General features: G+C 64.5%; 26 protein-coding genes. 11 read left to right on the forward strand and 15 right to left on the reverse strand.

Translation table 11 applies throughout. The annotated features are described in order from the left end of the window. The first annotated feature begins 41 nt into the window (after nt 1-41). Together AABA84_RS02930 and AABA84_RS02935 are read left to right on the forward strand one after the other, a co-directional pair. Entirely contained in the window at nt 42-1,652 is a 1,611-nt protein-coding gene (locus tag AABA84_RS02930; protein WP_338311292.1) for an MDR family MFS transporter, read from the forward strand. Nucleotides 1,653-1,679: 27 nt separating this feature from the next. Beyond that, nucleotides 1,680-2,141 carry a carboxymuconolactone decarboxylase family protein gene (locus tag AABA84_RS02935; protein WP_338311293.1) on the forward strand — a complete coding sequence of 154 codons (462 nt, stop codon included), beginning with the start codon at nt 1,680-1,682 and terminating at the stop codon, nt 2,139-2,141. Between the two features lie 140 nt (nt 2,142-2,281). Here AABA84_RS02935 and AABA84_RS02940 read toward each other — a convergent pair whose 3' ends face one another. The 6 genes from AABA84_RS02940 to AABA84_RS02965 all read right to left on the reverse strand — a co-directional run bounded on the left by AABA84_RS02940 (nt 2,282) and on the right by AABA84_RS02965 (nt 8,018). Further along, nucleotides 2,282-3,142, reverse strand: a complete 861-nt coding sequence (locus AABA84_RS02940; protein WP_338311295.1) for a D-amino-acid transaminase — start codon at nt 3,140-3,142, stop codon at nt 2,282-2,284. A 190-nt stretch (nt 3,143-3,332) separates the two neighbouring features. Further along, complete coding sequence (locus AABA84_RS02945) at nt 3,333-4,064, reverse strand: amino acid ABC transporter ATP-binding protein (RefSeq protein ID WP_135166113.1); 732 nt, start codon at nt 4,062-4,064, stop codon at nt 3,333-3,335. A 12-nt stretch (nt 4,065-4,076) separates the two neighbouring features. Beyond that, nucleotides 4,077-4,769, reverse strand: a complete 693-nt coding sequence (locus AABA84_RS02950) for an amino acid ABC transporter permease (RefSeq protein WP_212252791.1) — start codon at nt 4,767-4,769, stop codon at nt 4,077-4,079. A 3-nt stretch (nt 4,770-4,772) separates the two neighbouring features. Next, the gene (locus AABA84_RS02955) at nt 4,773-5,504 is read right to left on the reverse strand and encodes an amino acid ABC transporter permease (RefSeq protein ID WP_212252789.1); all 732 of its coding nucleotides are present in this window, start codon (nt 5,502-5,504) and stop codon (nt 4,773-4,775) included. A 115-nt stretch (nt 5,505-5,619) separates the two neighbouring features. Continuing rightward, a complete protein-coding gene (locus AABA84_RS02960; protein ID WP_028140042.1) occupies nt 5,620-6,531 on the reverse strand; it encodes an amino acid ABC transporter substrate-binding protein in 912 nt (303 codons plus the stop codon). Nucleotides 6,532-6,632: 101 nt separating this feature from the next. Further along, nucleotides 6,633-8,018, reverse strand: a complete 1,386-nt coding sequence (locus AABA84_RS02965; protein WP_212252787.1) for a M20 family metallopeptidase — start codon at nt 8,016-8,018, stop codon at nt 6,633-6,635. Between the two features lie 252 nt (nt 8,019-8,270). Here AABA84_RS02965 and AABA84_RS02970 point away from each other — a divergent pair, with 252 nt between their 5' ends. Then, nucleotides 8,271-9,650, forward strand: a complete 1,380-nt coding sequence (locus tag AABA84_RS02970) for an LLM class flavin-dependent oxidoreductase (RefSeq protein ID WP_338311297.1) — start codon at nt 8,271-8,273, stop codon at nt 9,648-9,650. 150 nt (nt 9,651-9,800) lie between these two features. On the opposite strand, the gene AABA84_RS02975 is transcribed toward AABA84_RS02970, so the two are convergent. The 4 genes from AABA84_RS02975 to AABA84_RS02990 form a co-directional block, all read right to left on the reverse strand. Continuing rightward, nucleotides 9,801-11,462 (reverse strand): thiamine pyrophosphate-binding protein, encoded by a 1,662-nt coding sequence (locus tag AABA84_RS02975; protein WP_338311299.1) that lies wholly within the window; start codon nt 11,460-11,462, stop codon nt 9,801-9,803. 249 nt (nt 11,463-11,711) lie between these two features. Beyond that, the gene (locus tag AABA84_RS02980) at nt 11,712-12,215 is read right to left on the reverse strand and encodes a GFA family protein (RefSeq protein WP_338311301.1); all 504 of its coding nucleotides are present in this window, start codon (nt 12,213-12,215) and stop codon (nt 11,712-11,714) included. A 137-nt stretch (nt 12,216-12,352) separates the two neighbouring features. Beyond that, nucleotides 12,353-13,480, reverse strand: coding sequence for an alkene reductase (locus AABA84_RS02985; RefSeq protein ID WP_338311303.1), 1,128 nt, complete (start codon nt 13,478-13,480; stop codon nt 12,353-12,355). 119 nt (nt 13,481-13,599) lie between these two features. Further along, entirely contained in the window at nt 13,600-15,096 is a 1,497-nt protein-coding gene (locus AABA84_RS02990; RefSeq protein ID WP_338308780.1) for an aldehyde dehydrogenase family protein, read from the reverse strand. A 182-nt stretch (nt 15,097-15,278) separates the two neighbouring features. On the opposite strand from AABA84_RS02990, the gene AABA84_RS02995 reads away from it, so the two are divergent. Beyond that, nucleotides 15,279-16,124: an SDR family NAD(P)-dependent oxidoreductase gene (locus AABA84_RS02995; protein ID WP_338311304.1), complete on the forward strand. Its 846-nt coding sequence runs from the start codon at nt 15,279-15,281 to the stop codon at nt 16,122-16,124. A 43-nt stretch (nt 16,125-16,167) separates the two neighbouring features. Here AABA84_RS02995 and AABA84_RS03000 read toward each other — a convergent pair whose 3' ends face one another. The 3 genes from AABA84_RS03000 to AABA84_RS03010 form a co-directional block, all read right to left on the reverse strand. Further along, nucleotides 16,168-16,374, reverse strand: a complete 207-nt coding sequence (locus AABA84_RS03000; protein ID WP_212252775.1) for a hypothetical protein — start codon at nt 16,372-16,374, stop codon at nt 16,168-16,170. Nucleotides 16,375-16,520: 146 nt separating this feature from the next. Further along, the gene (locus AABA84_RS03005; RefSeq protein ID WP_014491840.1) at nt 16,521-16,796 is read right to left on the reverse strand and encodes a YiaA/YiaB family inner membrane protein; all 276 of its coding nucleotides are present in this window, start codon (nt 16,794-16,796) and stop codon (nt 16,521-16,523) included. Nucleotides 16,797-16,835: 39 nt separating this feature from the next. After that, on the reverse strand, nt 16,836-17,531 hold the full coding sequence (locus AABA84_RS03010; RefSeq protein ID WP_212252773.1) for a PspA/IM30 family protein: 696 nt from the start codon (nt 17,529-17,531) through the stop codon (nt 16,836-16,838). Nucleotides 17,532-17,633: 102 nt separating this feature from the next. Between AABA84_RS03010 and AABA84_RS03015 the strand changes: the two genes are divergently transcribed. Both AABA84_RS03015 and AABA84_RS03020 read left to right on the forward strand, forming a co-directional pair. Then, the gene (locus AABA84_RS03015; protein WP_338311305.1) at nt 17,634-18,242 is read left to right on the forward strand and encodes a TetR/AcrR family transcriptional regulator; all 609 of its coding nucleotides are present in this window, start codon (nt 17,634-17,636) and stop codon (nt 18,240-18,242) included. A 153-nt stretch (nt 18,243-18,395) separates the two neighbouring features. Then, entirely contained in the window at nt 18,396-19,667 is a 1,272-nt protein-coding gene (locus tag AABA84_RS03020) for a DUF892 family protein (protein ID WP_338311307.1), read from the forward strand. An 88-nt stretch (nt 19,668-19,755) separates the two neighbouring features. On the opposite strand, the gene AABA84_RS03025 is transcribed toward AABA84_RS03020, so the two are convergent. Then, nucleotides 19,756-21,096: a glycoside hydrolase family 3 N-terminal domain-containing protein gene (locus AABA84_RS03025; protein ID WP_338311309.1), complete on the reverse strand. Its 1,341-nt coding sequence runs from the start codon at nt 21,094-21,096 to the stop codon at nt 19,756-19,758. A gap of 189 nt (nt 21,097-21,285) precedes the next feature. On the opposite strand from AABA84_RS03025, the gene AABA84_RS03030 reads away from it, so the two are divergent. Genes AABA84_RS03030 through AABA84_RS03040 form a run of 3 tightly spaced genes read left to right on the forward strand, consistent with a single transcriptional unit; the run spans nt 21,286 to nt 25,094 of the window. After that, complete coding sequence (locus AABA84_RS03030) at nt 21,286-22,794, forward strand: DUF4153 domain-containing protein (RefSeq protein WP_338311310.1); 1,509 nt, start codon at nt 21,286-21,288, stop codon at nt 22,792-22,794. 12 nt (nt 22,795-22,806) lie between these two features. Then, the gene (locus AABA84_RS03035) at nt 22,807-23,511 is read left to right on the forward strand and encodes a response regulator transcription factor (protein ID WP_338311312.1); all 705 of its coding nucleotides are present in this window, start codon (nt 22,807-22,809) and stop codon (nt 23,509-23,511) included. Continuing rightward, nucleotides 23,508-25,094 (forward strand): ATP-binding protein, encoded by a 1,587-nt coding sequence (locus tag AABA84_RS03040; RefSeq protein WP_338311313.1) that lies wholly within the window; start codon nt 23,508-23,510, stop codon nt 25,092-25,094. Before AABA84_RS03035 ends, AABA84_RS03040 begins: the two co-directional genes overlap by 4 nt. Here the strand turns inward: AABA84_RS03040 and AABA84_RS03045 are convergent. Then, the gene (locus AABA84_RS03045; protein WP_164718835.1) at nt 25,091-25,231 is read right to left on the reverse strand and encodes a hypothetical protein; all 141 of its coding nucleotides are present in this window, start codon (nt 25,229-25,231) and stop codon (nt 25,091-25,093) included. The two genes, AABA84_RS03040 and AABA84_RS03045, sit on opposite strands and share 4 nt — an antisense overlap. A 79-nt stretch (nt 25,232-25,310) precedes the next feature. On the opposite strand from AABA84_RS03045, the gene AABA84_RS03050 reads away from it, so the two are divergent. Then, nucleotides 25,311-25,880 carry an alpha-ketoglutarate-dependent dioxygenase AlkB gene (locus AABA84_RS03050; RefSeq protein ID WP_338311315.1) on the forward strand — a complete coding sequence of 190 codons (570 nt, stop codon included), beginning with the start codon at nt 25,311-25,313 and terminating at the stop codon, nt 25,878-25,880. A 203-nt stretch (nt 25,881-26,083) separates the two neighbouring features. Continuing rightward, a complete protein-coding gene (locus AABA84_RS03055) occupies nt 26,084-26,500 on the forward strand; it encodes a DUF3606 domain-containing protein (RefSeq protein WP_212252758.1) in 417 nt (138 codons plus the stop codon). Nucleotides 26,501-26,504 lie beyond the last annotated feature (4 nt).

Here is a 26,504-nt window from a genome sequence, read left to right on the forward strand (position 1 = left end):
CGCCGAATGCATCCTGTCTCCGTACCCGAGACGAGGCTTCCATGAGCACGCTGCAACCGACCGTCGACGCCGCCACCAATCTGGCCGCCCCCGCAGCTCCCGCCACGCCGGCGGTATCCGCAAAGACCTGGGTCGCCGTGATCGGCGCCACGCTCGGCGCCTTCATGGCAGTGCTGAACATCCAGATCGTCAACGCCTCGCTCGCCGACATCCAGGGCGCGATCGGCGCCGGCATCGACGACGGCGGCTGGATCTCGACCTCCTATCTGATCGCGGAAATCGTGGTGATCCCGCTCTCCGGCTGGCTGGCGCAGGTGTTCTCGATCCGGATCTATCTTCTGACCAACGCGGTCCTGTTCCTGGTGCTCTCGGCGGCCTGCGCACTTGCGCAGGATCTGCCGCAGATGATCGTGCTGCGCGCCGTGCAGGGATTTACCGGCGGCGTGCTGATTCCGATGGCGTTCACGCTGATCATCACGCTCCTGCCGCGCGCAAAACAGCCGGTCGGCCTTGCGCTGTTCGCGCTGTCGGCGACGTTCGCACCCGCGATCGGCCCGACCATCGGCGGCTATCTCACCGAGAATTTCGGTTGGGAATACATCTTCTACGTCAACCTCATCCCCGGCGCGGTGATGGTCGGCATGCTCTGGTACGCGCTCGACGCCAAGCCGATGAAGCTGGCGCTGCTGCGCGAGGGCGACTGGGCCGGCATCATCACCATGGCGATCGGGCTATCGGCGCTCCAGACCGTGCTGGAGGAAGGCAACAAGGACGACTGGTTCGGCTCACCTTTCATCGTCAGGCTATCAGTGATCGCGGCCGTCGCGCTGACTGCCTTCCTGATCATCGAGCTCACGGTGAAGAAGCCGCTGCTCAACCTGCGCCTGCTCGTCCGCCGCAATTTCGGCTTCGGCATGCTCGCAAATTTCCTGCTCGGCATCGCGCTGTACGGCTCGGTCTTCATCCTGCCGCAATATCTGTCGCGGATTCAGGGCTACAATTCCGAGCAGATCGGCATGGTGCTGGCATGGACCGGATTGCCGCAACTCCTGCTGATTCCGCTGGTGCCGCGCCTGATGCAAAAGTTCGATGCGCGGATCATCATCGGCATCGGCTTCGTGCTGTTCGCGGCTTCCAACTTCATGAACATCTATATGACCAACGATTACGCCGCCGACCAACTGCTGTGGCCCAACGTCGTCCGCGCCATCGGCCAGGCGCTGGTCATGGCGCCGCTGTCGGCGGTCGCCACATCAGGCATCGAGCCGGAGAACGCGGGCTCGGCCTCGGGCCTGTTCAACATGATGCGCAATCTCGGCGGCGCTGTCGGAATCGCACTGCTCCAGACCGTGCTGACCAAGCGCGAGCAGTATCACTCCAACGTGCTGATGCAGTCCGTCTCGGTGCTCGAGCAGGCCACCCGCACACGGCTGGAACAGCTCACGCAATATTTCGTCAATCACGGCGTCCTCGACCGTGCGGATGCGGCGCATCGCGCCTATGTCGCGATTGGCCATACCGTGCAGAAGCAGGCCTATATCTTCGCCTTCAGCGACACGTTTTATCTGCTCGGCATGGCGCTGATCGTCGCGCTCGCCGCGGTCCTCTTCCTGAAGAAGCCCGGCCAGACCTCGGCCGGTGGTGCCCACTGACTCAACCAGCAAGCAAGGAGAACGACCATGAAACCCCGGATGAATTTCTACCAGGCCGCGCCCGACACGATGAAGGCGCTGATGGCGCTGGAGACGCAGATCCAGTCCACTGGGCTCGAGAAATCGCTGATCGAGCTCGTCAAGATCCGGGCGTCACAGATCAACGGCTGCGCCTTTTGCATCAACATGCACACCGAGGACGCGCGCAAGCGCGGCGAGACCGAGCAGCGCATCTACCTGCTCGATGCCTGGCGCGAATCCCCGCTCTACACCGATCGCGAACGCGCCGCGCTGGCCTGGACGGAATCGGTCACGCTGATCGCGCAGACGCACGCGCCCGATGACGTCTACGAGCAGATCCGCGCGCAGTTCTCCGAGGAAGAGACGGTTAACCTGACCATGCTGATCGGCGCCATCAACGCCTGGAACAGGATCGCGATCGCATTCCGCGCGGTTCATCCAGTGAAGGTGAAGGCGTCGGCGGCGTGACGGGGCGGCGCGCGCCTAGGCGCAGATCCCGTAGGGTGGGCAAAGCGAAGCGTGCCCACCGTTCTTTCGACACGCGAGAAAGACGTGGGCACGGCGCAAGTGCGCCTTTGCCCACCCTACGACAGTTGAGCGTATGCCGCTCAGACCGCCGTCGCCTTGGCGAACTCCACATAGATCTCGCGCAGGCGCGTGGCCATCGGCCCGGGCTTGCCGTCGCCGATCTTCTTGCCGTCGATCGCAACCACCGGCTGGACGAACAATGAGGCCGACGTCGCGAAAGCTTCCTTCGCGGCGAGCGCCTCGGCGACCGTGAACGAGCGCTCCTCGACGCGGAGCTGACGTTCTTCGGCGAGCGCCACCACGGCCTTGCGGGTGCAGCCCGGCAGGATCGCGTTGGAGTTCTTGCGGGTCACGATGACGTCGTCCTTGGTCAGGATGAACGCCGAGGAGGAGCCGCCCTCGGTGACGTATCCGTCTTCCAGCATCCAGGCTTCGCCGGCGCCGGCTTCGGCCGCCGCCTGCTTTGCCAAGACCTGCGCCAGCAGGGCCACGCTCTTGATGTCGCGCCGCTCCCAGCGGATATCCGGCACCGTGATGACATTGATGCCGGTCTTTGCGGAGGCGGCGTTGATGATGTCCTTTTCCGAGGTGAACATCACCAGGCTCGACTTGACGTCACCCTTGGGGAAGGCGAAGTCACGGCCCTTGTCGGCGCCGCGCGTCACCTGGAGATAGACGAGGCCGTTCGCAACTTTGTTGCGCGCGATCAGCTCCTTCTGCAGCTCGGTGATGCGCTCGACCGTCTCCGGCAGCTTCAGCTTGATCTCGCCGACCGAGCGCTCCAGCCGCGCCAGATGCGAGGCGTTGTCGACCAGCTTGCCGTCGAGCACGGCCGAGACCTCATAGATGCCGTCGGCGAACAGAAAACCGCGATCGAGGACCGAGATTTTGGCATCCGAGAGCGGGACGAATGAGCCGTTGACGTAGGCGATCGGGTCCAAGGCAGGTCTCCTGGCAGGAATGAGGATTTGGCGCGCTTATACGCCAGTTGGGGGGAGCAAGCACCCCCACGTTTCGTCATTCCGGGGCATTCGCGCAGCGAATGAGCCCGGAATCCATTCCACCCCGGGCGTTGCCGCTCGATGGATTCCGGGCCTGCGCCTTCGGCGCATCCCGGAATGACAGCGGTGGTTAGTGCGACAAAATCTTCGACAAGAACTTCTGCGCGCGGTCGCTGCGCGGCTTGCCGAAGAAGTCTTCCTTCGCCGCGTCCTCGACGATCTCGCCGCGGTCCATGAAGATGACGCGGTTGGCGACCTTGCGCGCAAAGCCCATCTCGTGGGTCACGACCATCATGGTCATGCCCTCATGAGCGAGGTCGACCATGACGTCAAGCACCTCGCTGACCATTTCCGGGTCGAGCGCCGAGGTCGGCTCGTCGAACAGCATGACGATCGGATCCATGGCGAGCGCACGGGCGATCGCAACGCGCTGCTGCTGGCCGCCGGACAGGTTCGCGGGAAACTTTTGCGCCTGTTCCTTGAGGCCGACGCGCTCCAGCAGCTGCATGCCTTTCGCCATCGCCTTGTCGCGCGACCGGTTCAGCACCTTCTCCTGCGCGAGGCAGAGATTGTCGATGATCTTCAGGTGAGGAAACAGCTCGAAGTGCTGGAACACCATGCCGACGCGCGAGCGCAGCTTGGGCAGATTGGTCTTGGGGTCGTTGACCTTGGTGCCGTCGACGCTGATGTCGCCGCTCTGGAACGGCTCCAGCGCATTGACGCATTTGATCAGGGTCGACTTGCCCGAGCCGGAGGGGCCGCAGACCACCACGACCTCGCCCTTGGTGACGCTGGTGGTGCAATCGGTCAGCACCTGGAAGCTCGGCGTGTACCATTTGTTGACGTGGCTGATTTCGATCATGAGCGAGGAGCCCTAGCGAATGATGGCGATGCGCGCCTGGAGGCGGCGAACGCCGAAGGACGCGATACAGGAGATGGTGAAGTAGACGACGGCTGCGAACAGGTACATTTCGACGAGGCGCCCGTCGCGCTGCGCGACCTTGCTCGCCGCTCCCAGGAAGTCCGTGATCGACAGGACGTAGACCAGCGAGGTGTCCTGGAACAGCACGATGGTCTGCGTGATCAGGACCGGCAGCATGTTGCGGAAGGCTTGCGGCAACACGACGTAGCGCATGGTCTGGGCGTAGGTCAGCCCCAGCGCGCTCGCCGCGGCCGGCTGGCCGCGCGAGATGGACTGGATGCCGGCGCGCATGATCTCGGAGAAGTACGCCGCCTCGAACATGATGAAGGTGATGAGCGAGGATGCGAACGCGCCGACGCTGATGGGGCGCGAGGCGCCGGTCAGCCATTGCCCGATATAGGGCACCAGGAAGTAGAACCAGAAGATGACAAGCACCAGCGGCAGCGAGCGCATGAAGTCGACATAGAGACCGGCGATACGTCCGAGGGTCTTGTAGCCGGACAGGCGCATCAGGGCGAGCGCCGTGCCGAAGACGAGGCCACCGAGGGCTGCAAGGCCCGTCAGCGTCAGTGTGAACGACATGCCCTCGTAGAACAGATAAGGCAGCGCGCGGCGGATGACGTCGAAATCGAGATTGCCGAACATCGCTTATTTCCCCGTGATGTAGCCGGGGATCGCGACCCAGCGTTCGAGGAAGCGCATCGCGGTCACGACGACGGCGTTGACGAGAAGATAGAGGATGGTCGCGGCGGTGAAGGCCTCGAACACCTGGAACGAGAATTCCTGCATCGAGCGCGCCTGTCCGGTCAGCTCGAGCAGGCCGATGGTGATCGCCACCGCCGTGTTCTTGATGGTGTTGAGGAATTCGGACGTCAGCGGCGGCAGGATGATGCGGAACGCCATCGGCAGCAGCACGTAGCGATAGCCCTGCGCAGTGGTCAGGCCGAGCGCGGTTGCGGCCATCTTCTGCCCGCGCGGCAGTGAGCCGATGCCGGCCTGCAGCTGCACGGCCACGCGCGCCGACATGAAGAAGCCGACGCCGATCGCCGCCGTCCAGAACGGTGCGTTCGGCAGCTGTTTCAGCCAGGTGCCGGCGGCTTTTGGCAGCAATTCCGGCAGCACGAAGAACCACAGGAACAGCTGCACCAGCAGCGGCATGTTGCGGAAGAATTCGACGTAAGCGAAGCCGAACCAGTAGGCGCCTTTCGACGGCAGCGTGCGCATGACGCCGACGAGCGAGCCGGTGATCAGCGCGATGACCCAGGCCAACGCCGCGGTCTTCAGGGTCAGCACCAGGCCCGACAGCAGCATGTCGAGATAGGTGCCCGTCCCCATCGGGTTCGGCTGGAAGAAGATTCCCCAGTTCCAGTTATAGTTCACGTGTCCCCCGCGCGAACGCGCCAGTCAGAGATATCCTGGCCGCCTATGCAAATGTCCGGCCACCCCTGTGTCAAGAGTGGCCGGACATGATCCCGATCGAAAGATCGAGGTTATCTTACTTATAGTCGTCCGGGTTCGGCGAGTCCGAAGGCTTCGCGAACTCGTTCTTCAGCTCGGCCGAGATCGGCGTGTTGAGGTTGAGGCCCTTCGGCGGGATCTTGGCCGTGAACCACTTGTCGTAGATCTTCTGGGCCTCGCCGGACGTATAGAGCGCAGCGGTCGCCGCATCGACCACCTTCTTGAAGGCAGCGTCGTCCTTGCGCAGCATGATGCCGTAGGGCTCGGGCTTGGAGAACGCGTCCTTGGAGACGGCATAGTCATCCGGCGACTTCGAGCCGGCGACGAGGCTCGCGAGCAGGATGTCGTCCATGACGAAGGCGACCGCGCGGTCGGTCTCGACCATCAGGAAGGCTTCGGCGTGGTCCTTGGCGGGGATGATGTTGGCGCCGAGGCTTTTGGCGACGTTGGCCTCGGTGAGCTGCTTGATGTTGGTGGTTCCCGCGGTCGAGACCACGGTCTTGCCCTTGAGGTCGTCGATCGACTTCAGGCCGCTCGACTTCTTGAAGACGTAGCGGCTGGCGGTCAGGAAGTGGGTGTTGGTGAAGGCAACCTGCTTCTGGCGCTCGGCATTGTTGGTGGTCGAGCCGCATTCGAGATCGATGGTGCCGTTGGCCATCAGCGGGATGCGGGTCGCCGACGTCACCGGGTTGAGCTTGACCTCGAGCTTGTCGAGCTTGAGCTCCTTCTTCACGGCATCGACGATCTTGTAGCAGATGTCCATCGCGAACCCGACCGGCTTCTGATTGTCGTCGAGATAGGAGAACGGGATTGAGGAGTCGCGGAAGCCCAGCGTGATGGCGCCGGTGTCCTTGATGTTCTTCAGCGTGCCTGTCAGCTCCTGGGCCCCGGCCTGGCTGACGGCGAAGGTCGCGGCGAGCGCGAGCCCGATGCTACGGAAATGTTTCACTTTTTTGGTCCCCTTTCAGGATGATGCGGCCCGGATGCAAGCACAGATTGGGCCGGATTAGAATGTGACTTTCGGCTGGATTGCGGCTCAGGTTAATGGGCTCAGGTCAGCGGCTTGGGTAATTCCCCGAGATCCCAGAACAGCCCGGCCATCACCGTCAAGGCCTCTTCAGTCAATGGCAGCAGGATGTGCTCATTGGGCGCATGCTGGGAGCAGCCGGGATAAGAGTGTGGGACCCAGATCGTCGGCAGACCCAGGATCTCGGAGAATACGTCGTTGGGCAGCGAGCCGCCGAAGTTCGGCAGCACCGCCGGCGGCTTGCCGGTGGTCTCTTTCACCGAATCCGCCGCCCATTTGATCCAGGGGCTGTCGAAATCGGTTCGCGACGCGGCAAAGCTCTGCGCCGCCCGCACCTCGACCATCGGAAAGCCCTTCTGGACAAGATGCGCGCGGATCGCCTCGATCAGGCCGCCGACCTCGGTGCCGACCACGAAACGCAGTTGCAGCACGGCGTTGGCATGGCCCGGAATGGCGTTGGCAGGCTTCTCGATATTGCCCGATGACATCGCCAACACTTCCAGCGTGTTCCAGGCGTAAAGCCGCTCGGCGGCCGACAGCCCCTCCTCGCCCCAGTTCTCGGCAAGCGGCGGCTCGTCCTCGGTAGGGACCACCTGTACGTCGGCGAGATAGCTGCGGATCTGGTTGGTAAGGCGCGGCGGCTTCAGCGCATCGAGCTGGAGGCGGCCGCGGCCGTCGACCAGCGTCGAGATCGCATTCACCAGGATGGTCGCGGGGTTGGCGAGCACGCCGCCCCAATTGCCGGAATGGTGGCCGCCGTCGCGCAGGTTCACATCCAAATGAATGCGGATGCCGCCGCGGCATCCCAGGAACAGGGTCGGACGGTCGGCGGACAAACGGGGCCCGTCGGACGCCATGAACAGGTCGGCCTTGAGCGCGTCGCGATTGAGGTCGCAGACCTTGCCCAGATCGGGCGAGCCGATCTCCTCGCCCATCTCGACGATGAACTTGGCGTTGAAGCCGAGCTTGCCGCCACGGGCGTCGCGCACCGCGCGGAGTGCCGCCATGTTGATGCTGTGCTGGCCCTTGTTGTCGGCGGTGCCGCGGCCATAGAGCCGCGTGCCCGCAACCGTGGTGCGCCAGGGATCGCGGCCCTCGCGCCACTCGCCCTCCATGCCGTCGACGACGTCGCCATGGCCGTAGATCAGCACGGTCGGCGCTGAGGCGCTTTCGTGATGCTCGGCGAACAGGAACGGCGACTTGCCACTGGGGGACTCGACGATGCGGCTGGTAAAATCCAGCGCGGCAAACGCCGGCTGCATCTCCTGTTCCAGATAAGCGCGCAGCTCGGTGCCGCGCGACGGATTCTGGCTTTCGGTCTTGAAGGCGACGCGGCGGTCGAGTTCAGCAAGGAACGCACCGGATGTGAAATCCTCACGGGCGCGGGCGATGGCGTCGGCTCTGGTCATGACTTGCTTTTCGAAGCTTTGAGACGAAGGACTCTACCCGACACGGGTTGGCCTTCGAAAGTGGCGGGGACTTGGACAGGTCTTGGTCTTCTCTTGGGATTTCGTTCTTGCTCTCTTGAGATTGGCTTGCCAAGGGCGGCAGCCCACTGATTTTGGCCTTGCCAAGCGCAGGTTATATGCAAGAACTTCGCCAAGTTCGGGCGCACATCTACCATTCGAAGAGCGCTCGGTATAGAGCGCCGGGGAACGATCATGGCCAAGCAGATCAGGCTCAACGCCTTTGCGATGAATTGCGTCGCACATCAGTCACCGGGCCTGTGGACCCATCCGCGCGACCGCACCGCCGAGTATAACCGCCTGCCCTACTGGATCGATCTCGCCAAAACGCTGGAGCGCGGCCGTTTCGACGGACTGTTCCTCGCCGACGTGCTCGGGGTCTACGACGTCTACGGCAATAGCCCCGACGCGGCCTTGCGCAACGCGGCGCAGACGCCGTCAAACGAGCCGCTGCTGCTGCTCTCGGCGATGGCCGCGGTGACGAAAGACCTCGGCTTCGGCGTCACCAGCAATCTGTCCTTTGAACCGCCCTATCCGTTCGCGCGGCGGATGTCGACGCTCGATCACCTCACCGAAGGGCGGATCGGCTGGAACGTCGTCACCGGCTATCTCGACAGCGCCGCGCGCGGCGCCGGCAAGGACAAGCAGACCGGGCACGACGACCGCTACGACATCGCCGACGAATATATGGAGGTCGTCTACAAGCTCTGGGAAGGAAGCTGGGAGGACGACGCCGTGCTGCGCGACCGCAAGCGTGGCATCTTCACCGATCCCAGCAAGGTTCACCGCGTCAACCACGAGAGCGCGAACTACCGCATCAACAACACCATTCATCTCAGCGAGCCTTCGCCGCAGCGCACGCCCGTGCTGTACCAGGCCGGCACCTCGCCGCGCGGCCGGCAGTTCGCGGCCAAGCACGCCGAATGCGTGTTCATGTCGGGACCGTCGGCCAAGATCATTGCGCCGCGCGTGTCGGCGATCCGCCAGGAGGCCGCCGCACTCGGCCGCAACCCGGCGGAGATCCTGATGTTCAACATGATGACGATCATCCTCGGCAACACGGAAGCAGAAGCTGCGGCGAAATATGCCGACTACCGGTCGCATATCAATCCGGAAGGCGCGCTGGCGCTGATGTCGGGATGGACCGGCATCGACTTCTCCGGCTACCAGCTCGACCAGCAGGTCCGTCACGTCCAGAACGATGCCGGCCGCAGCGCGCTCGACAACGTCACCCGGGGCGATCCGGACCGCGTCTGGACCGTGCGCGACGTCATCGAGCATGTCGGCATCGGCGGCGCCGGCCCTGTCGTGGTCGGCACGCCGGAGATGGTCGCGGACAAGATCGAGGACTGGTTCGAGAAGACCGACGTCGACGGCCTCAACGTCGCCTTTGCGGTCTCGCCCGGCGACTTCGAGGATATCGCCGACATGCTGGTGCCGGAGCTGACGCGGCGGGGACGTTACAAGTCGGAATACGCAAAGGGCACGCTGCGCGAAAAACTGTTCGGCGACGGCCGCGCAAGGCTGGATGCGCCGCATCCGGCGGCGGGGTATCGGGTGGGGAAGAAGGGGTAGCACCACACACGCCGTGTCGTTCCGGCGAACGCCGGGACCCATAACCCCAGGGAGTAGTTTTGGCGAAGATTGGTCGTTCGGGATTGGGAGCAGCCGCGATCGATAGATCACGCGGTATGGGTCCCGGCGTTCGCCGGGACGACAGCGGGGCTACACCTTCCCGTCCACCATCACCTCGATCAACTTCGTCCCCGGCCGATTGAACGCCGACGCCAGCGTCGCCTTCAGCTCCCTGGGATCGCTGACCTTGATGGCTTCGCACCCCAACGCCTTGGCGACGCCGGCGAAATCCACGGGCGGATCGACAAAATCCATGCCCACGTAATTGTCATCGCCATGGAAGGCGAGCAGGCGCTGCTTGATGATGCGGTAGCCGCCATTGTTGGCGATGACGACGTTGAGCGGCAGCTTGTGATGCGCCGCGGTCCATAGCGACTGGATCGAATACATCGCACTGCCGTCGCCCGAGAAGCACACGACGGGGCGATCCGGATTGGCGATGCTGGCGCCGACCGAGGCCGGCAGGCCCCAGCCGATGCCGCCTGAGGCAAGGCCGTGATAGCCGTAGCGATCGCGATGCGGTCGCAGCGCCGTCACTTGACGGCTGGAGGTGAGGCCCTCGTCAACGAGAATGGCGTTATCCGGCATGGCCTCGACCATCTGCAGCACCAGAAAATCCGGATCGATCGGCGCACGTCCCGCGCTCTTGCCGATCTGCTCGACCAGCGCGGCACGCCGCGCGGTCCAGTTCTTCGGCACCAGCTCGGCGAGACGTTGCTTCGCCCGGCTCGCAAGTGCCGCACCACCCATCTCCCTCAGGACGGGAATCAGCGCACGCAGCGTTTCCTTCAGATCCGCCTTCAGCGCGATCTCGGCGCCGTAATTCTTGGCGATCTCCCAATCGACAAGGCCGATCTGCACGATGCCGAGTCCGTCAGGCAGCGCATCGACCTCGCTATAAACGGACATCCGCAAGGGATCGCCGCCGAGTGCGATCAAGAGATCGTACGGCGCGAGCGTATCGCGCGCGACCTTCTGCACGCGTGCCAGCGTGCCGACAAAGCTCGGGCTCTCCGAGAGGAAGTGCGAGCCATAGGGCGTCGAGGATTGAAAGGCCGCCGCACCGAGCAGCTCGGCAAGTTCGGCAGCCTCCTTCAGCGCATCGCTTTTGACCACCTCGTCCATGGTGACGATGACGGGGCGCTCGGCCTTCAGCAGCCGAGCTGCAAACGCCTTCAGCGCTTCGTCCGACGGCTTGACGCGCGCATCGATGCGGGTGGAGCGGCCGAGATCGATCCCCGCTTCGCTGTTCAGGATGTCGCCGGGCAGCGAGATGAACACCGGACCGGTCGGCGGCGTCGTCGCAATCTTGGCGGCGCGGCGCACGATGCGCGGCAAATCCTCCAGCCGCGTCACCTCCACTGCCCATTTCACCAGCGGTTCGGCCATCCGCACCAGCGGGCCATACAGCACCGGCTCCATCAGGCCGTGCCCCTGCTCCTGCTGGCCGGCGGTGAGGATCATCGGCGTGCCCGTGAACTGGGCGTTGTAGAGCGAGCCCATCGCGTTGCCGAGGCCGGGCGCAACATGAACGTTGCAGGCGACGAGTTTTCCGGAGGCGCGGCTATAGCCGTCGGCGATCGCCACCACCAGGCTCTCCTGCATCGCCATCACATAGGTGAGGTCGGGATGGTCCTTCAGCGCATGCATGATCGGCAGCTCGGTGGTGCCGGGATTGCCGAACAGATGCGTGATGCCCTCGTCCTTGAGCAGCGCGAGAAAGGCGGAGCGGCCGGTGATCTTGTTCTTCATGTTTCCTCCAGGAGCGGACGTTGCCGCAAGGACGGCGGCATGATGACCGAAGTCGCGGGAGGCGCGCAAGGAAGCGTGCTCATGGCTGCGTTGCGTGGAAGCCCCGCTCTCGTGTCCCGGACGCGACGCAGCGCGAAGCGTTGCGGCGCAGAGCCGGGACCCAGAATTGGCGCGGAATTCGCGGACGCATGGGCCCCGGCTCGGCGGCGCTGCACTCCGTGCCGCACCGCGTCCGGGGCACGAGCGGAGCTACATCTCCTCCCGCCCCAGCTCGAACGGGTCCTCGCCGCCTGCCCGCTTCTTCTTTTTCGACCGCTGCCAGACCACGCCGGGAAAACCCTTCAGCGGCACCAGCGGCTCGCCGGTATAGGCCCATTCCTGCAGCTCCTCGATCGCGAGGTGATAGAGCGGCTGGCGGCCGGTGGGCTCCTTGAAGAGCGCACGCGGGATGTTGACCATGTGCGGACCGCGCGGACGTTCATAGGCAATCGGCGTGCCGCAATGCGAGCAGAAGCTGCGCGAGGTCTTGGTGGCCTTGTCCTCGTAGCGGGTGAGCGCCGTCTTGCCTGAAATGATGCGAAACCGTTTCTTCCAGCTGCCGACATAGGTCGCGTAGGCTGCGCCATGGGCGCGGCGGCTGGCGGCGGAGTGATCGTGCCAGGCCCAGCGCGCGGGGACATCGATCTCGAAGGTGACCTTGCCGCAGAGGCATTGGCCGGTGGCGATACCTGCGGCGGCTGCGGCTTTGGCCATCTTCTCTCCCCATTGTCATTGCGAGCGCAGCGACAATGTAGCCCCGTAGCCCGGATGGAGCGAAGCGCAATCCGGGGAAGTCTATCGACGGGGTGAGAACCCGGATTTCGCTGCGCTCCATCCGGGCTACGGCAGCGTCACGCCGGCGTCAGCTCGTCATAGACAGGATAGTCCGTATACCCCTTCTCCTCGCCGCCGTAGAACGTCGCGCGGTTGTACGGCGTGATCGGGTAGTCATGCTCCAGCCGCCGCGGCAGATCGGGGTTCGAGATGAAGATGCGGCCGAAGGCGATGATGTCGGCATGGCCGTCGGCGATCGCCGCATTCGCGGTCTCGCCGGTAAAGCCGCCGGCGGTCATCAGCACGCCGCTGTAGAGCGGGCGGAACAGCAGCATCGCGGACGGCACGTTCTGCCAGTTGACCTCGGCGCGACCCGAGCCGCTCGATCGCGGCTCGATGAAGTGCAGATAGGCGAGGCCGAGCTTGTCGAGTGCCTTCACCACGTGGGTGTAGAGCGGCATCGGATCAGGCTCGCCGGAATCATTGGCGATGCCATGCGGCGACAGCCGCACGGCGACGCGGTTGGCCCCCCAGACGTCGATCGCGGCCTGCGTGACCTCGAGCAGCAGCCGGGCACGGTTCTCGATCGAACCGCCATATTGATCGGTGCGCTGATTGCTGCGCGACTGCAGGAATTGCTCGAGCAGATAGCCGTTGGCACCGTGGATCTCGACGCCGTCGAAACCGGCCGCGAGCGCGTTCTTCGCGCCCTGCCGGAACGCCTCGACGATGCCCTTGACCTCATCGGTCTCCAGCGCGCGCGGCGTCTCATAGTCCGAGATCTTGCCGTCGGCCGTCATCGCCTTCATGCCTTCCGCCTTGATCGGGATCGCCGAGGCCGAAACCGGCAGCTCGCCGCCGTGGAAGGAGGAATGCGAGACGCGGCCGACATGCCAGAGCTGGAGGAAGATGATGCCGCCCTTGGCGTGCACGGCATCGACCACCTTGCGCCAGCCGGCGATCTGCGCCTCCGAATAGATGCCGGGCGTCGCCGGATTGCCGCGGCCGTGCGAGAGCACCGGCGAGGCCTCGGCGATGAGCAGGCCGCCCGGCGTCGCACGCTGGCCGTAATATTCGGCGTTGAGCGGGCGCGGTGAAAAGCTCTCGCGCTCGGCCCGCATGCGTGTCAGCGGTGCCATCGCGACGCGATGCGCAAGCTTGTACGGACCGACCTGCAACGGTCTAAACAACGCCTCGAATTTCATGCTGACCCCGAGTTTCTTTGGAAGGATGCGGATCATATAGCGAGGGGCGGCACCCGGAAAAGGCGCCGCCCCCACAAAAGCAGATATTCCCTCCCGCGGAAGGCAGGAGAGAACAAGTGCTAGGCCGTCTTGATCCAGACGGACTTCACGTTGAGATATTCCTCGACATGCTGCTTGCCGGACTCGCGGCCATAGCCGCTCATCTTGTAGCCGCCGAAGGGCACAGCCGGATCCATGGCCTGGTAGCAGTTCACCCAGACCGAGCCGGCGCGCAGGCTCTTCGCAACCGCATGCGCCTTGCTGACGTCGCGCGTCCACAGGCCCGAGCCGAGGCCGAAGGTGGTGTTATTGGCACGCTTGACCAGCTCGTCCATGTCCTTGAACGCGATCGCGGAGATGACGGGGCCAAAGATCTCCTCCTGCGCGATGCGCATGTTGTCCTGGACGCCCGCGAACACGGTCGGCGAGACGAAGAAACCCTTCGACAGCGCGCCCTCGGTGACGCGGCCGCCGCCGGCGAGCGCGCGCGCGCCTTCCTTCTGGCCGATGTCGAGATAGCCGGTGACGCGTTCGAGCTGCTGCTCGGACACCAGCGGGCCGATCTGCACGTTGGGATCGAGGCCGTTGCCGACCTGCAGCTTCTTGCCGAACTCGGCGACGCGGCCGACGAACTCCTCGTAGATCGACTGCTCGACGAACAGGCGCGTGCCAGCGCTGCAGATCTGCCCCGAATTGGCGAACACCGCCATCGCCGCGCCGGGCACGGCGGCATCGAGATCGGCATCCGCAAACACGATGTCCGGCGACTTGCCGCCGAGCTCGAGCGAAACACGCTTCAAATTGCCGGCCGAAGCGCGAATGATCGACTGGCCCGTAACGTGCGAACCGGTGAAGGCGACCTTGTCGACGTCATGATGCGAAGCGAGCGCCGCGCCCGCGGTCTCGCCATAGCCGGGCACGACGTTGATGACGCCGGGCGGGATGCCCGCTTCCATCGCCAGCTCGGCAATGCGCAGCGAGGTCAGCGGCGCCTCTTCGGCGGGCTTGAGCACCACGGTGCAGCCGGTCGCGATCGCCGGGCCGATCTTCCAGATCGTCGCGGTGAGCGGGCCGTTCCAGGGAATGATGGCGCCGACGACGCCGATCGGCTCCTTCAACGTGTAGGAGAAGATCTCGCCGGGCAGCGAGTTCTCGATGGTCTCGCCGTGGATCGCCGTGGTCTGGCCGGCGTAATAACGCAGCATGCCGACGGCGCGCAGGCGATAGGCGCGGGTGCGGCTGAGAGGCGCACCCATGTCGAGGGTATCGAGCTGCGACAATTCGTCGAAATTCTTCTCGACGAGATCGGCGAGCTTGAGCAGCAGATTCTGCCGCTCGAACGGTTTCACTTTGCTCCAGGATCCTTCGAAGGCGCGGCGGGCCGCAGCAACCGCACGATCGATGTCTTCCTTGTCGCCCTCGGCGACGGTTGCGAGCAATTCGCCGGTGGCAGGGTTATGAGTCTCGAAGCGCTTGCCTGAGGCTGCATCGACCCACTTCCCGTCGATCAGCATCTGCTTGTAGGACCCATTCGCGAACGGATGGCGCGTGATCGGAATAGCCTGCGACACAGCCATGGCTGCACTCCCTGTCAGGTGATTGATTGGTTCGATCTGGGCGGGATCGTTAGAGCGAAGGATACAGCCGCGCCCGATAGGCGTAAAGGCAGCGTCGAACGAAGACCTCCCATGCCAACTTGTGCAGGGTCGGACTGCCGCCATGTTATAGCTCGATCGAGAGTCCTCCCCGGAGATGATCCATGCCGCATCCAGCCATCGTCAAAGACAATGTCGCCGTGATCACAGGTGGCGCGTCTGGAATCGGATTTGCCGCCGCCGCGGCCTTCGCGCGCGCCGGCATGAAAGTGTGCATCGCGGACGTGGACCGGGAACGGCTGGCGGACGCTGCAACAAAACTGTCATCCGTCACTTCGGCCGCTGACGTGATGACCTTCGCCGTCGATGTCAGCAGACCGGAGAGCGTGACGGAACTGGAACACGCCGTGGCCGCGCATTTCGGCGGAACGGACCTGCTCATGAACAATGCCGGCATCCAGCCGGGCAGCACATTGTTCGGCGAACCCGACAATTGGCAGCGCATCATCGCCGTCAACATGTGGGGCATCATCAACGGCTCGCGCATCTTCGCGCCCAACATGATCGCGCGCGGCAGATGCGGCCTCATCATCAACACCGGCTCGAAGCAGGGCATCACCACGCCGCCGGGCGATCCCGCCTACAATGTCTCCAAGGCCGGCGTGAAGGCGTTTACCGAAGCGCTCCAGCATGAGCTGCGCAACACGAGAGACTGTCGCGTCACGGCACATTTGCTGATCCCGGGCTTCGTCTTCACGGGCCTCACCGCGAAGGGACGCACCGAGAAGCCGGCCGGCGCCTGGACGCCGGAGCAGACGGTGGATTTCATGCTGATGCGGCTGGAGGTGGGCGATTTCTACATCCTGTGCCCCGACAACGACGTGCCGCGCGCACTCGACGAGAAGCGCATGCAGTGGGCCGCCGGCGACATCGTCGAGAACCGGCCGCCGCTGTCGCGCTGGCACCCGGATTACGCGGATGCGTTCACGAGGTTCGTGGAGGGAGAGTGACCTGTGCTCCCTTCTCCCTTGTGGGAGAAAGTGCGATCACGCCTTACAGCGTCTCTTGCTGGTGCCCGCAATTCTTGCAAGCGAACTTGACGCGGGTCTGGCCCTTCGGGGCCTGCACCCGATTCGGGGCACCGCACTTGCCACAGACCGCCTCGATTCGGGTATCGCCCTGCTTGACGACGAGGGATTTCTTTTCCATCGATTCGCGGATCAGGCGCTCGGCTTCCTCGCGCAGGGATTGTTTGGACAAAGCTCGTCTCCGCCATAATGCGGGCGAGGCTTATCGCACCTGCGTCGAAATCACAATCCGAAACGGCTGCCCAGACCTCGACAATCACATGAGCGGCGGATGTCTGGGCATCCGCCGCTCACGCGCTCTCCAGTCACGCGGCCTTTTCAAGCCGCCTTGGAAACCTCCATCAGCAGCCGTTCGGCCTTGGCATCCTCGATGCGGTTCACCAGCCGGCTGCTCTCGTGATTGTCGCGCACGGTCTTGGTCAGGGTGATGCAGGTCTGGATCAGCATGACGATGCCCATGGTGAGATAGCCCTTCATCCAGAGGTCGATCGGCAGGAAGAAGATGCCGATGGCGACGAGAAATGCGGAGGCGGCGAAGGACGCGTAAGTGAAGGTCACCCAGGCGCTGCTATGGGGTTGGCCGTTCTGGTTCATGATGGTCTCCTGTTGGTTCCAACGATGATGGGATGGGGATCAGGCGGTCGGCGCGCGCTTGGACTTCAACCGGACCAGCACGTCGTCCGCAGTCGTCTTCAGCCGTGGACCAAAACCCTGTTCGGCTAATCTCTCGGCGGTGGCGAGAGGCCCCGTGGCCGCATCGAGCTCGACCAGCGCATCATCCGCGGCCTGCGCTTCCATCTGCCGCTCGCGCAGGCGCCGCAGGGTGCTCTCCGCCTCCGGCAGCGTGGATTCGTAAGGGCGTGCCGCCTCGATGCCGCTGCGACGGAGCGAGCGCACCGCCTCCGAGGCTCGGGCGACGCGGCGGCCGCGATCGAGCTCGGTGATGCGGGCCTGCGCGGTTGCGACGTGCCGCTTCAGCCGGGAGATCTCGGTCGCGAACAAGGCGCGAGCCGTCATCGCCGCATCGCGGTCGGCCTCCAGGCCTGCGATGGCTTCGGCAGCATCCCTGGCGAGATCCTCGCGGCCGCCGTCGAGCGCCGCAACCGCGCGCGTCTCGAGATCGGCAATGCGGGCGACGGTCGCCTCGAGCTTGCGGCCTTCCTGCTGATCCTGCGCGATCGCCAGCGCCAGCGTCCGCTTGCTGCGCTCGACAGCCGCGGCCGCATCGCGCATCTGCTGGTCGAGGATGAGGAGGGCCGTCCGGTCCTCCAGCTCTTCGCCCGCGGCGGCCACGCTGCCGCGGAAAAGTGTCACGACGGTCTTGAACATCTGTTGCTCCCTGTTATGAGCGTTGCTCACAGACCTTTGTAGCAGCAACCGTGAACATTGTTCAAGAAAAATTTGAGCGATGCTCAAGAATTTGGCCAACGTATGTCTAAGGCCTTGGAACGCCGAGAGAAACTTCGGGTCGCCCTGATCCTGGCGGCGGAACGGATGATCGCGGACCGTGGATTGCCGGGGCTGAAAACCCGCAATCTCGCCCGTGAGATCGGCTGCGCCAATGGTGCGGTCTATAATCTCGTGGCCGATATGGACGAGCTGATCCTGCGTGTGGGCTCGCGCACGCTGCACCGGCTCGACGAGACGCTGAGCGCGGCGGAACGTGCGGCCCCCCCCTCGCCGCAGGAAACGCTGGTCCGGATCGCCATCGCTTATTGCGATTTCGCGGCGGAGAACCTCCAGCTCTGGCGCGCGCTGTTCGAGCACCGGATGGAGGCCGACAAGGTCGTTCCCGACTGGTACGTCGAGGACCAGATGCAGCTGTTCCGCCACATCTACCAGCCGCTGGCCGCGCTGTTTCCAAGGCGCGGCCCGGAGGAGCTCGGCATCACCGCACGCAGCCTGTTCTCGGCGGTGCATGGCATGGTGGCGCTGGGGTTGGAGCAGAAGCTGGTCGCCGTGCCGCTGCCGGCGCTGCGCAAGGAAATCGCAGGCCTCGTGCGTGCGATGATTGACGGACTGATCGCGCGTGCAAAGTAGAGGCGCGCAGCAGCGGGATCGCAGAGATCTCGCCGGCACCAACCAACGCGTAGACGCGCTCCATCACCAGCTCTGAATCTCGGCGAGAGCTAGGAACGAACATTCCGAGGGTCGGTTGACGCGCATAGTTTCCCTCAGAGCGCGAGCCTTCCCATGTATCACCACGTCAAAAAACTGATGTTCACCGTGCGTGTCGACGAACCCGATCCCCGCTTCGGCAATATGCTGCTCGAGCAGTTCGGCGGCGCCAACGGGGAACTCGCGGCCGCGATGCAATATTCGATTCAAGGTCTGAATTGCGAGGACCCCGACCGCAAGGATCTGTTGATGGATATCGGCACCGAAGAGCTCAGCCATCTCGAAGTCGTCGGTTGTCTCGCGCGGATGCATCTTGCGCCTTCGAAGAATGACCGCCAGGCGGCGGAGGCCGATCCGCTGATTGCGATCGCCGGCGGCGGCGGAGTCAACCTGTTCAATTCGCAAGGCAATCCCTGGACCGCCGACTATCTCAAGATCACCGGCGAGCTCGACGTCGATCTCCGCAGCAACATCGCCGCCGAGGCGCGCGCCAAGATCGTCTATGAACGGCTGATCAATTTCTGCGACGACTCCGGCAGCAAGGACGCGCTCCAGTTCCTGATGACGCGGGAGATCACTCATATGAAGGCGTTCGCGCGAGCGCTCGAAAGCCTGTCGAAGCCGGCCTTCAGTGTCGGCAGGATCGCGCCGACGCCGGGCCTCGTGAACCAGTACTTCAACGACTCCACCGGCAGCGGTGACCACGGCGAAATCGACACCCGCGGTCCCTGGAACGAGGGTGAGGACTGGGTGTTCACGGAATCGCCGGCGTTGCAGTCCACCGATCCCGGCGCCGGCACGCCGATCGTCACGGAGAGCTCACCGCTCGTCGACGAGTCCGGCCTGACCGATCTCCTGCTCCATGAACTGCGCGACATTCTCCACGCCGAGAAGCAGTTGACCAAGGCGCTTCCCAAGATGGCGCAGGCCGCCCGCTTCGACCAGCTGCGGGAATTGTTCGAGCAGCATCTGGCCGAGACCGAGAATCAGATCGAGCGCATCAACGAATGCTTCGAGCTGCTCGGCGAGAACGCGCGCGCCAAGCCTTGCAAGGGCATGATGGGCCTCATCGAGGAAGGCCAGGAGGTCATGAAGGAAGGCGAAGACAAGGAAGACGCAGCCGCCGATCTCGCACTGATTTCTGCGGCTCAACGCGTCGAACATTACGAGATGTCCGGCTACACCACCGCCCGCAACCTGGCGCAGCAGCTCCGGCATAGCGCGGTGGTCGCCCTGCTCTCCAAATCCCTCGCCGAAGAGGAAAACGCCGATCTCCTGCTCAATCAGGTCGCGCGATCGCTGATGTCGGTTGCGAAGATGCCTGCCGCACTGGAGCAGGCCGAATAACAAGCGCCTGGCGCGCGCAGACACACCAAATGAAACCGCCTCGCGCCGTCGCGCGGGGCGCGAACCGGACTACCGTCAGCATGTGAAGCTAGTCCTGACGGGCGAGGCTGACCGCGCCCGGGCCCGCGCGCGCCTGCTCGATCGGAAATCCTCTTTCCAGCCGCGTAGCGCTTGCGCGCAGCATCGCCGCATCGAGCCTGCCCTGCCGCAAGCCGTCCAGAGCGCAGACGAAGACGCGGTAGAACTGCGCGCCGTCATAGGCGACCAGCAGCAGGTCGACGCCGGCATTGATCGCCTCGACCACGGCCTTGCAGACATCGTTCTGGTAGATCGCACCCATCACGAGGTCGTCGGTCATCACCACGCCCTGATAGCCCCATTTGTCACGGATGATGCCGTCGACGACGCGCTTGGAGTGCGAGGCGGCGCGGTCGGGATCGACCGCGGTCAGCGTGACATGGCCGACCATCAGTGCGCTGCGCGAATGCGACAGTACCTCGCGGAACGGAAGCCAGTCGGTTGCTTCCAATTCCGCGACCGGCGCGTCGAGATTGGCGCTGAAATGATGCGTGTCGGTGCGGACGCGGCCGATGCCCGGAAAGTGTTTGAGCGTGGCACCGACGCCGGATTCTTCCAGCCCGCGCACATAGGCGCTCGCGATCGTGCCGACGACGGCCGGATCGGTTGCGATTGCGCGCTGGCCGATCAGCGTGTGGAAATCGAGGCGGTTGCGCCGCGCCGGCGGCTTGAGGTCGAGCACCGGCGCGAGATTGAGGTTGACACCGAGGCCCGCAAGCTCTCGCCCGTGGATACGACCGAACTCTTCAGCCTTGGCTTGCTGCTCGTCGGGAGCAAGACCGGCGAGCGTCGCCAGCGCCGGCACCTTGGTCAGCGGCGGCGCCAGATGCCCGACGATGCCGCCTTCCTGGTCGGCGGCAACGACCAGCGGCGGCAGGCCCGCCGCGCGCCGCTTGTCCTGAAGCGCCGCGATCTCGGTCCGCAGGGCCTCGACGCTCCGGCCCCGAATGTTGTGCCGGGTCACATAGACGCCGCCGATCAATCCCTGCTCGGCCAGCCGTGCGACCTCGGAAAACGAGGAATAGCCGACCATGAAATGAGGCCCAAGCTGCCGCGCCTCGGCGGCACTTGCGCCGAGAACGTCGTGCTTGCGCAGCTCGAACTTCAGATGCGCCGCGGACATCAGGACCGGCGTCAGGCACCAGAGTGTGACCAGCAGCTTGCCCGCGATCGTACGCCACCGCCCTCTGCGCAGCACCAGGAGGACGATCATGATGCTTGCGACGACAAGCGCGATGTTTCCGGCGCCGCGGAGCGCGACCAGATAGGGATCGTTCTTGTTCGCGGCCGCGAATGCGACGACAGGCGCGGCAAGCCAGAGCAGAATGAGACCGATACGGAGGAATTGCATGATGCATCACGCGCTGGGAGTGGCGAATGCTTCGCACCTATCAAAGCGATTTGCGCCGGGCGAGAGGCAAACGCGCGCCTGCACGAAAACTGCAAAAGACTCCTGAAACCGTGCAGACGATGATCCCGGCTTCTGCACAAGCACCGTTCAGACTTCGTGATGCCACCATCACGAAAGGTCTTTTCGGATATGACAAGCCTGGCTTCGACGATCGTAGAGGAAATCAAGCCGATCGGTCATTCCTCGATCCCGGCCAAGGTCGGTCTCGCACTGGTGCTGGCCGCACTCGCCGACTGGCTGTTCTACGGCCAGCGAATCGGGCTGTCGCTGACGCTCTTTGCGATCGCACTCGCCGGCGTGTCGGCGCTGTTCAATCATGCGGCCCTGGACTTGCGCCGCGCCCTGATCGGCTCGGCCATTCTCGTCGCCGGTCTGGTGCCAGCCGTCGAGGAACTCAACACGCTGTCGTTCCTGATCCTCATCGCATCGCTGGCGATTGCGTTGCTGCTCGTGACCAATGCGGAAGCGACCGGGCTCGCCGACCGCGTCCGCGCGCTCCGCAACTTCCTCCTGCTCGGCCCCTTCAGGTTCTTCCTCGATGCGCCCCAGGCGTTCAACGCCTCGGCGCTGACCCGCGGCGTCGCGCGCTGGCTGCTCCCTGCAGCACTCAGCACGGTCTTCGTCGCGCTGTTCGCCGCGGCCAATCCGGTGATCGAGCAATGGGTGTCCCTGCTCAATCCGAAGCTCATCCTCCAATATGTCAGCATCCCGCGCGTGCTGTTCTGGGCCTTGATGCTGGCGCTGGTCTGGCCGTTCATCCATGTGCGCTGGCGGCGCAAGACGATCGTCACCATCGCCGTCGCGGACGGACCTGTGCCGCCGCCGCTCCCGCCGCTGGCCTCGGCGGAATTTCTTGGTCCCTCCACCATCCTGCGCTCGCTGATCCTGTTCAACCTGCTGTTCGCGGCGCAGTCCATTCTCGACGGCATCTATCTCTGGGGCCATATGGCGCTGCCCGACAATCTGACCTATGCGGGCTACGCGCATCGCGGCGCCTATCCGCTGATCGCGACCGCGCTGCTCGCCGCCGCCTTCGTGCTGGCCGCGATGCGTCCGGGCGGACCGGCCGAAAAATCGAAGGTGATCCGGCCGCTGGTCTATCTCTGGGTCGGGCAGAACGTGCTTCTCGTCGCCTCCTCCATCCTCCGCCTCGACCTTTACGTCGACATCTACATGCTGACTTACTGGCGGATCGCGGCCTTCATCTGGATGGGACTGGTCGCGCTGGGGCTGATCTTGATCGTGGCCCGCATCGCGCTCAACCGGTCCAACCGCTGGCTGATTGGTGCCAATCTGATCGCGCTCGCGATCGTGCTCTATGGTTGCTCGCTCGTGAACTTCGACGCCTTCATTGCCGACTACAATGTCACCCACAGCCGGGAAGCATCGGGCATCGGCGTGCAGATCGACATCAACTATCTCCTGACGCTCGGACCGCAGGCACTCCCCGCCATCGACAGGGCGATTATGCTCAGGCCCGGTAATCCCGAGAGCTGTCTTGTGTCCCGACGCGACCGCCTTATAGAACAGCAACGCCAGGATCTGGCCTGGCGGAGCTGGGGCTTTCGCAGCTGGCGGCTTCAGCGCAGGCTGGACGCGCAGGCGAAGGATCAGTCCGGCAGCCGGCCGGCAGGATGAGCGGAGAGTTTCTTGGCGCATCGCATTCTCATCGTGGACGACGAGGGCCATATCCGCGAGGTCATCCGCGTTGCGCTGAAGAAGGCCGGCATGGACGTGATCGAGTCCCGCGACGGCAAGGAGGCGCTCAGCCGCTTCGCCGCCGACAAGCCCGACCTGATCGTGCTCGACATCGGCATGCCCGAGTTCGACGGCCTCGATGTCTGCCGCGAGATCCGCAAGAGCTCGGACGTGCCGATCCTGTTCCTGTCGGCGCGCGACGAGGAGATCGACCGCATCCTTGGCCTCGAGATCGGCGGCGACGACTACGTGACGAAGCCGTTCAGCCCGCGCGAGCTGGTGGCGCGGGTCAACGTCATCCTGCGCCGGCTCAGCCCGCGCAATGGCGAGGCCAAGGCGGGCCCGGCCGCGCTGTCGCAAGGCGGCCTGCTGATCGACCCCGAGCAGCATGTCGCGACCTTCGCCGGCACGCCGCTGAAGCTGACCGCGATCGAGTTCGGCATCCTGCGCGCGTTCCTGACCCGGCCGACTTCGGTGTTCAACCGGGAGCAGCTGATGCGGGCGGCCTATCAGCTCAACATCCAGGTCTCCGACCGCACCATCGACAGCCACATCCGCAACATCCGCGCCAAGCTCGCGGCGCTGGCCTGCGACAGCGTCATCGAGACCATCCACGGCGTCGGCTTCAAGCTCGGCCGCTGCGAGAAGGCGGCATGAGTGCGGCGCCTGACAAATGGCGGCCGTCGCTGGGGCTCGTGATCTTCACGGTGCTGACCACCGTTGGCGTTCTGCCGCTGGTCGGCCTGTTCTTCTTCCGCCTTTACGACAACCAGCTGATCCGCCAGACCCAGGCCGAGCTGATCGCGCAAAGCCGCGTGCTGGCGACGATCTATTCGCAGGAGGTCACGGCCAGGCTCGACAGCGGCCTGACGCTCGGCGCCGAGGTGCCGCCGAACGTGCTGCCTGACCCCGGCGACCAGGTCACCCCGATCCGTCCCGCGCTCGACCTCACCGCCAACGATCTGCTGCGGCGGCGACCGGATGCGCAGGCCGCGCCTCATCCGGCGCAGGCGGCCTATGTCGAGATCGGCGCAAGGCTGACGCCGATCATCCGCGAGACCCAGAAGGTGACGCTGGCGGGCTTTCGTATCCTCGATCCGCAAGGCGTCGTCATCGCCGGACGCCAGGAGGTCGGCCAATCGCTCGCCCATATCGAGGAGGTCGCCGACGCGCTGCACGGGCAGTATCGCGCCACCTTGCGCAACCGCGTGCCGGACAAGCCGCCGCCGCCGATCTATTCCTTCAGCCGCGGCCTCGGCGTACACGTGTTCTCGGCGATGCCGGTCATCGTCAACAACCGCGTCGCGGGCGTGATCTACACCACGCGGACGCCGAGCAACATCTTCGACCATCTCTACCAGGAGCGGGCAAAGTTCGTGCTGGCGGGGCTCGCCGTGATCCTCGGCACGATCGCGATCGGCCTCGTGTTCTCGCGCACCATCACCCTGCCGATGCGCGAGCTGATCGACCGCGCCGCACGGATCGGCCGCGGCGACCGCGAGGCGTTCCAGCCGCTGCGGCATTACGGCACGCGCGAGTTCGCACAGCTCTCGCACAGCTTCCTCGGCATGGCCGAGCAGCTGGCGCGGCGCTCCGACTATATCGCGACGTTCTCGGCCCATCTCACTCACGAGCTGAAATCGCCGCTGACCTCGATCAAGGGCGCGGCCGAGCTGCTGCAGGATTCATATCAAGGCAAGTCTGACGGACTGACGCCGGCCGAGCAGAAGACGTTCATCGCCAACATCTTGTCGGACACAAAGCGGCTGGAAGCGATGGCGCAGCGGCTGCGCGATCTGGCGCGTGCCGAGAGCCTGCCGCAGAACGAGCGCACGGAGCTGGCGCCCGTGATCGCCGACCTCAGGAACAGGTTTCCGGCCAGCTCCATCGAGGCCAGCGGCAGCCTCGACCGCCCCATCGGCATGTCCGGCGAAAAGGCGCTGATCGTGCTGTCGCATCTCGCCGACAACGCGATGCGGCACAAGGCTGGGACGATCAGGCTGGAGGCTGTGGACGAACGCACGACCTTGCGTCTGACGGTGAGCAATGACGGCGAGCCGATCTCGGCACCGAACCGCGACAGGATTTTTGATGCGTTCTTCACCACCCGCCGCGACCAGGGCGGCACCGGGATGGGGCTTGCGATCGCACGCGCGGTCATGGCGAGCCATGGCGGCTCGATCAGGCTCAAGCCGACCGAAGCGGGCGCCGCCTTCGAGCTGCAATTCCCTGCGGTCTAGATCGCGAACACCCAGGCGGCGACGATGGTGCCGATGGTGACGAGACCGGCGATGGTCCAGCCGGCGGCATATTCCAGCTCAGGATGACCGGTCGCCCGCATGATCTCTGCCGGATCGGCGGTATGCTTCTGTGCCATGACAGCCTCGCACGTTTCTTCCCGCGTCATATGTAAGTCGCATCAGCCGCCATTAGGTTCCATCACGGAAATGCGAGGAATGACGCAGCTTGGCTTGTTCGACGTCCCTGACGAAGGTCCGGCCGGCCTTCGCTACACGGACAATTTTATCGAACCAGCCGTCGAGCAATCCTTGATCGGCCGCATCGCAGCATTGCCGCTCGAACGTTTCCAGTTCGGGGCGTTCGAGGGCAACCGCCGGGTGGCGTCCTTCGGCTTTCGCTATGACTACGCGCTGCAGCGGCTGGCCGAGGCGGAGCCGATCCCGGACTGGCTGTTGCCCATCGCGCGTCAGGTCGAAGCCTGGGCGGCGCTGCCGGCGGCTAGCGTCCGGCAGGTGCTCTGTACCGAATATGAGGCCGGCGTCGGCATCGGCTGGCATCGCGACAAGCCGCACTTCGACAAGATCCTCGGCCTGTCGCTCGGCTCGGCCTGCAAATTCCGCTTCCGCCGCCGCAGTGGGGACAAGTGGCAGCGCCACACGCGCGAGGCCCAGCCGCGCTCGCTCTACATGATGGAGGGCGAGGCGCGCTCGCAATGGGAGCACAGTATCCCGCCGGTCGAGGCACGCCGTTACTCCATCACATTCCGGACGATGAAGCGGGCCTAACGCGGCCGGCCACAAAAAATGCGAAAACAACCCCATGCAAAGTAGAACGCCCGTTCCGCCCGAGGCGCGGCCGCGCCGCGCAAGGGTTTGACACAGCGGTGCAAAACCGCCGCCTTGCGCAATCACCGCACGGCTTGTGTCTTGCCTTCCGAATCCGGTTGCATGCTAGATTGGCAGCACGCATTCCACGGCAGGAGGGAAGCATGGCCGACGACAAGGCAAAACGCGGCGGGGCCGATCGGGCGCTGATTGCGCTCACCGAAAAATATGAAGTCGCCTACTGGTCGAAGAAGTTCAAGGTGACCCCGGCCAAGCTGAAATACGCCGTCAAGAAGGTCGGCCGTTCCGCCAAGAAGGTCGAGGCGTATATCAAGCTCCAGAAGCACCGCGCCTCCGACAAGAGCCGGATCGCGCTGAGCGAGGCCTATGAGGTTCGGTACTGGTCGAAGAAATTCAAGATCACCCCGGCCAAGCTGAAGGCTGCCGTCGCCGCGGCTGGCCATTCCTCCAGGAAGGTCGAAGCCTATCTCGCCGCCCGGAAGGCGGCAAAGAAGAAGGCGGCCAAGAAGACAACAAAGAAGACGACGAAGAAGGCAGCCAAGCGCAAAAGCGCCGCCTGAGACG

The sequence above is a fragment of the Bradyrhizobium sp. TM239 genome (assembly GCF_036247985.1).
Classification (GTDB): domain Bacteria; phylum Pseudomonadota; class Alphaproteobacteria; order Rhizobiales; family Xanthobacteraceae; genus Bradyrhizobium; species Bradyrhizobium ottawaense.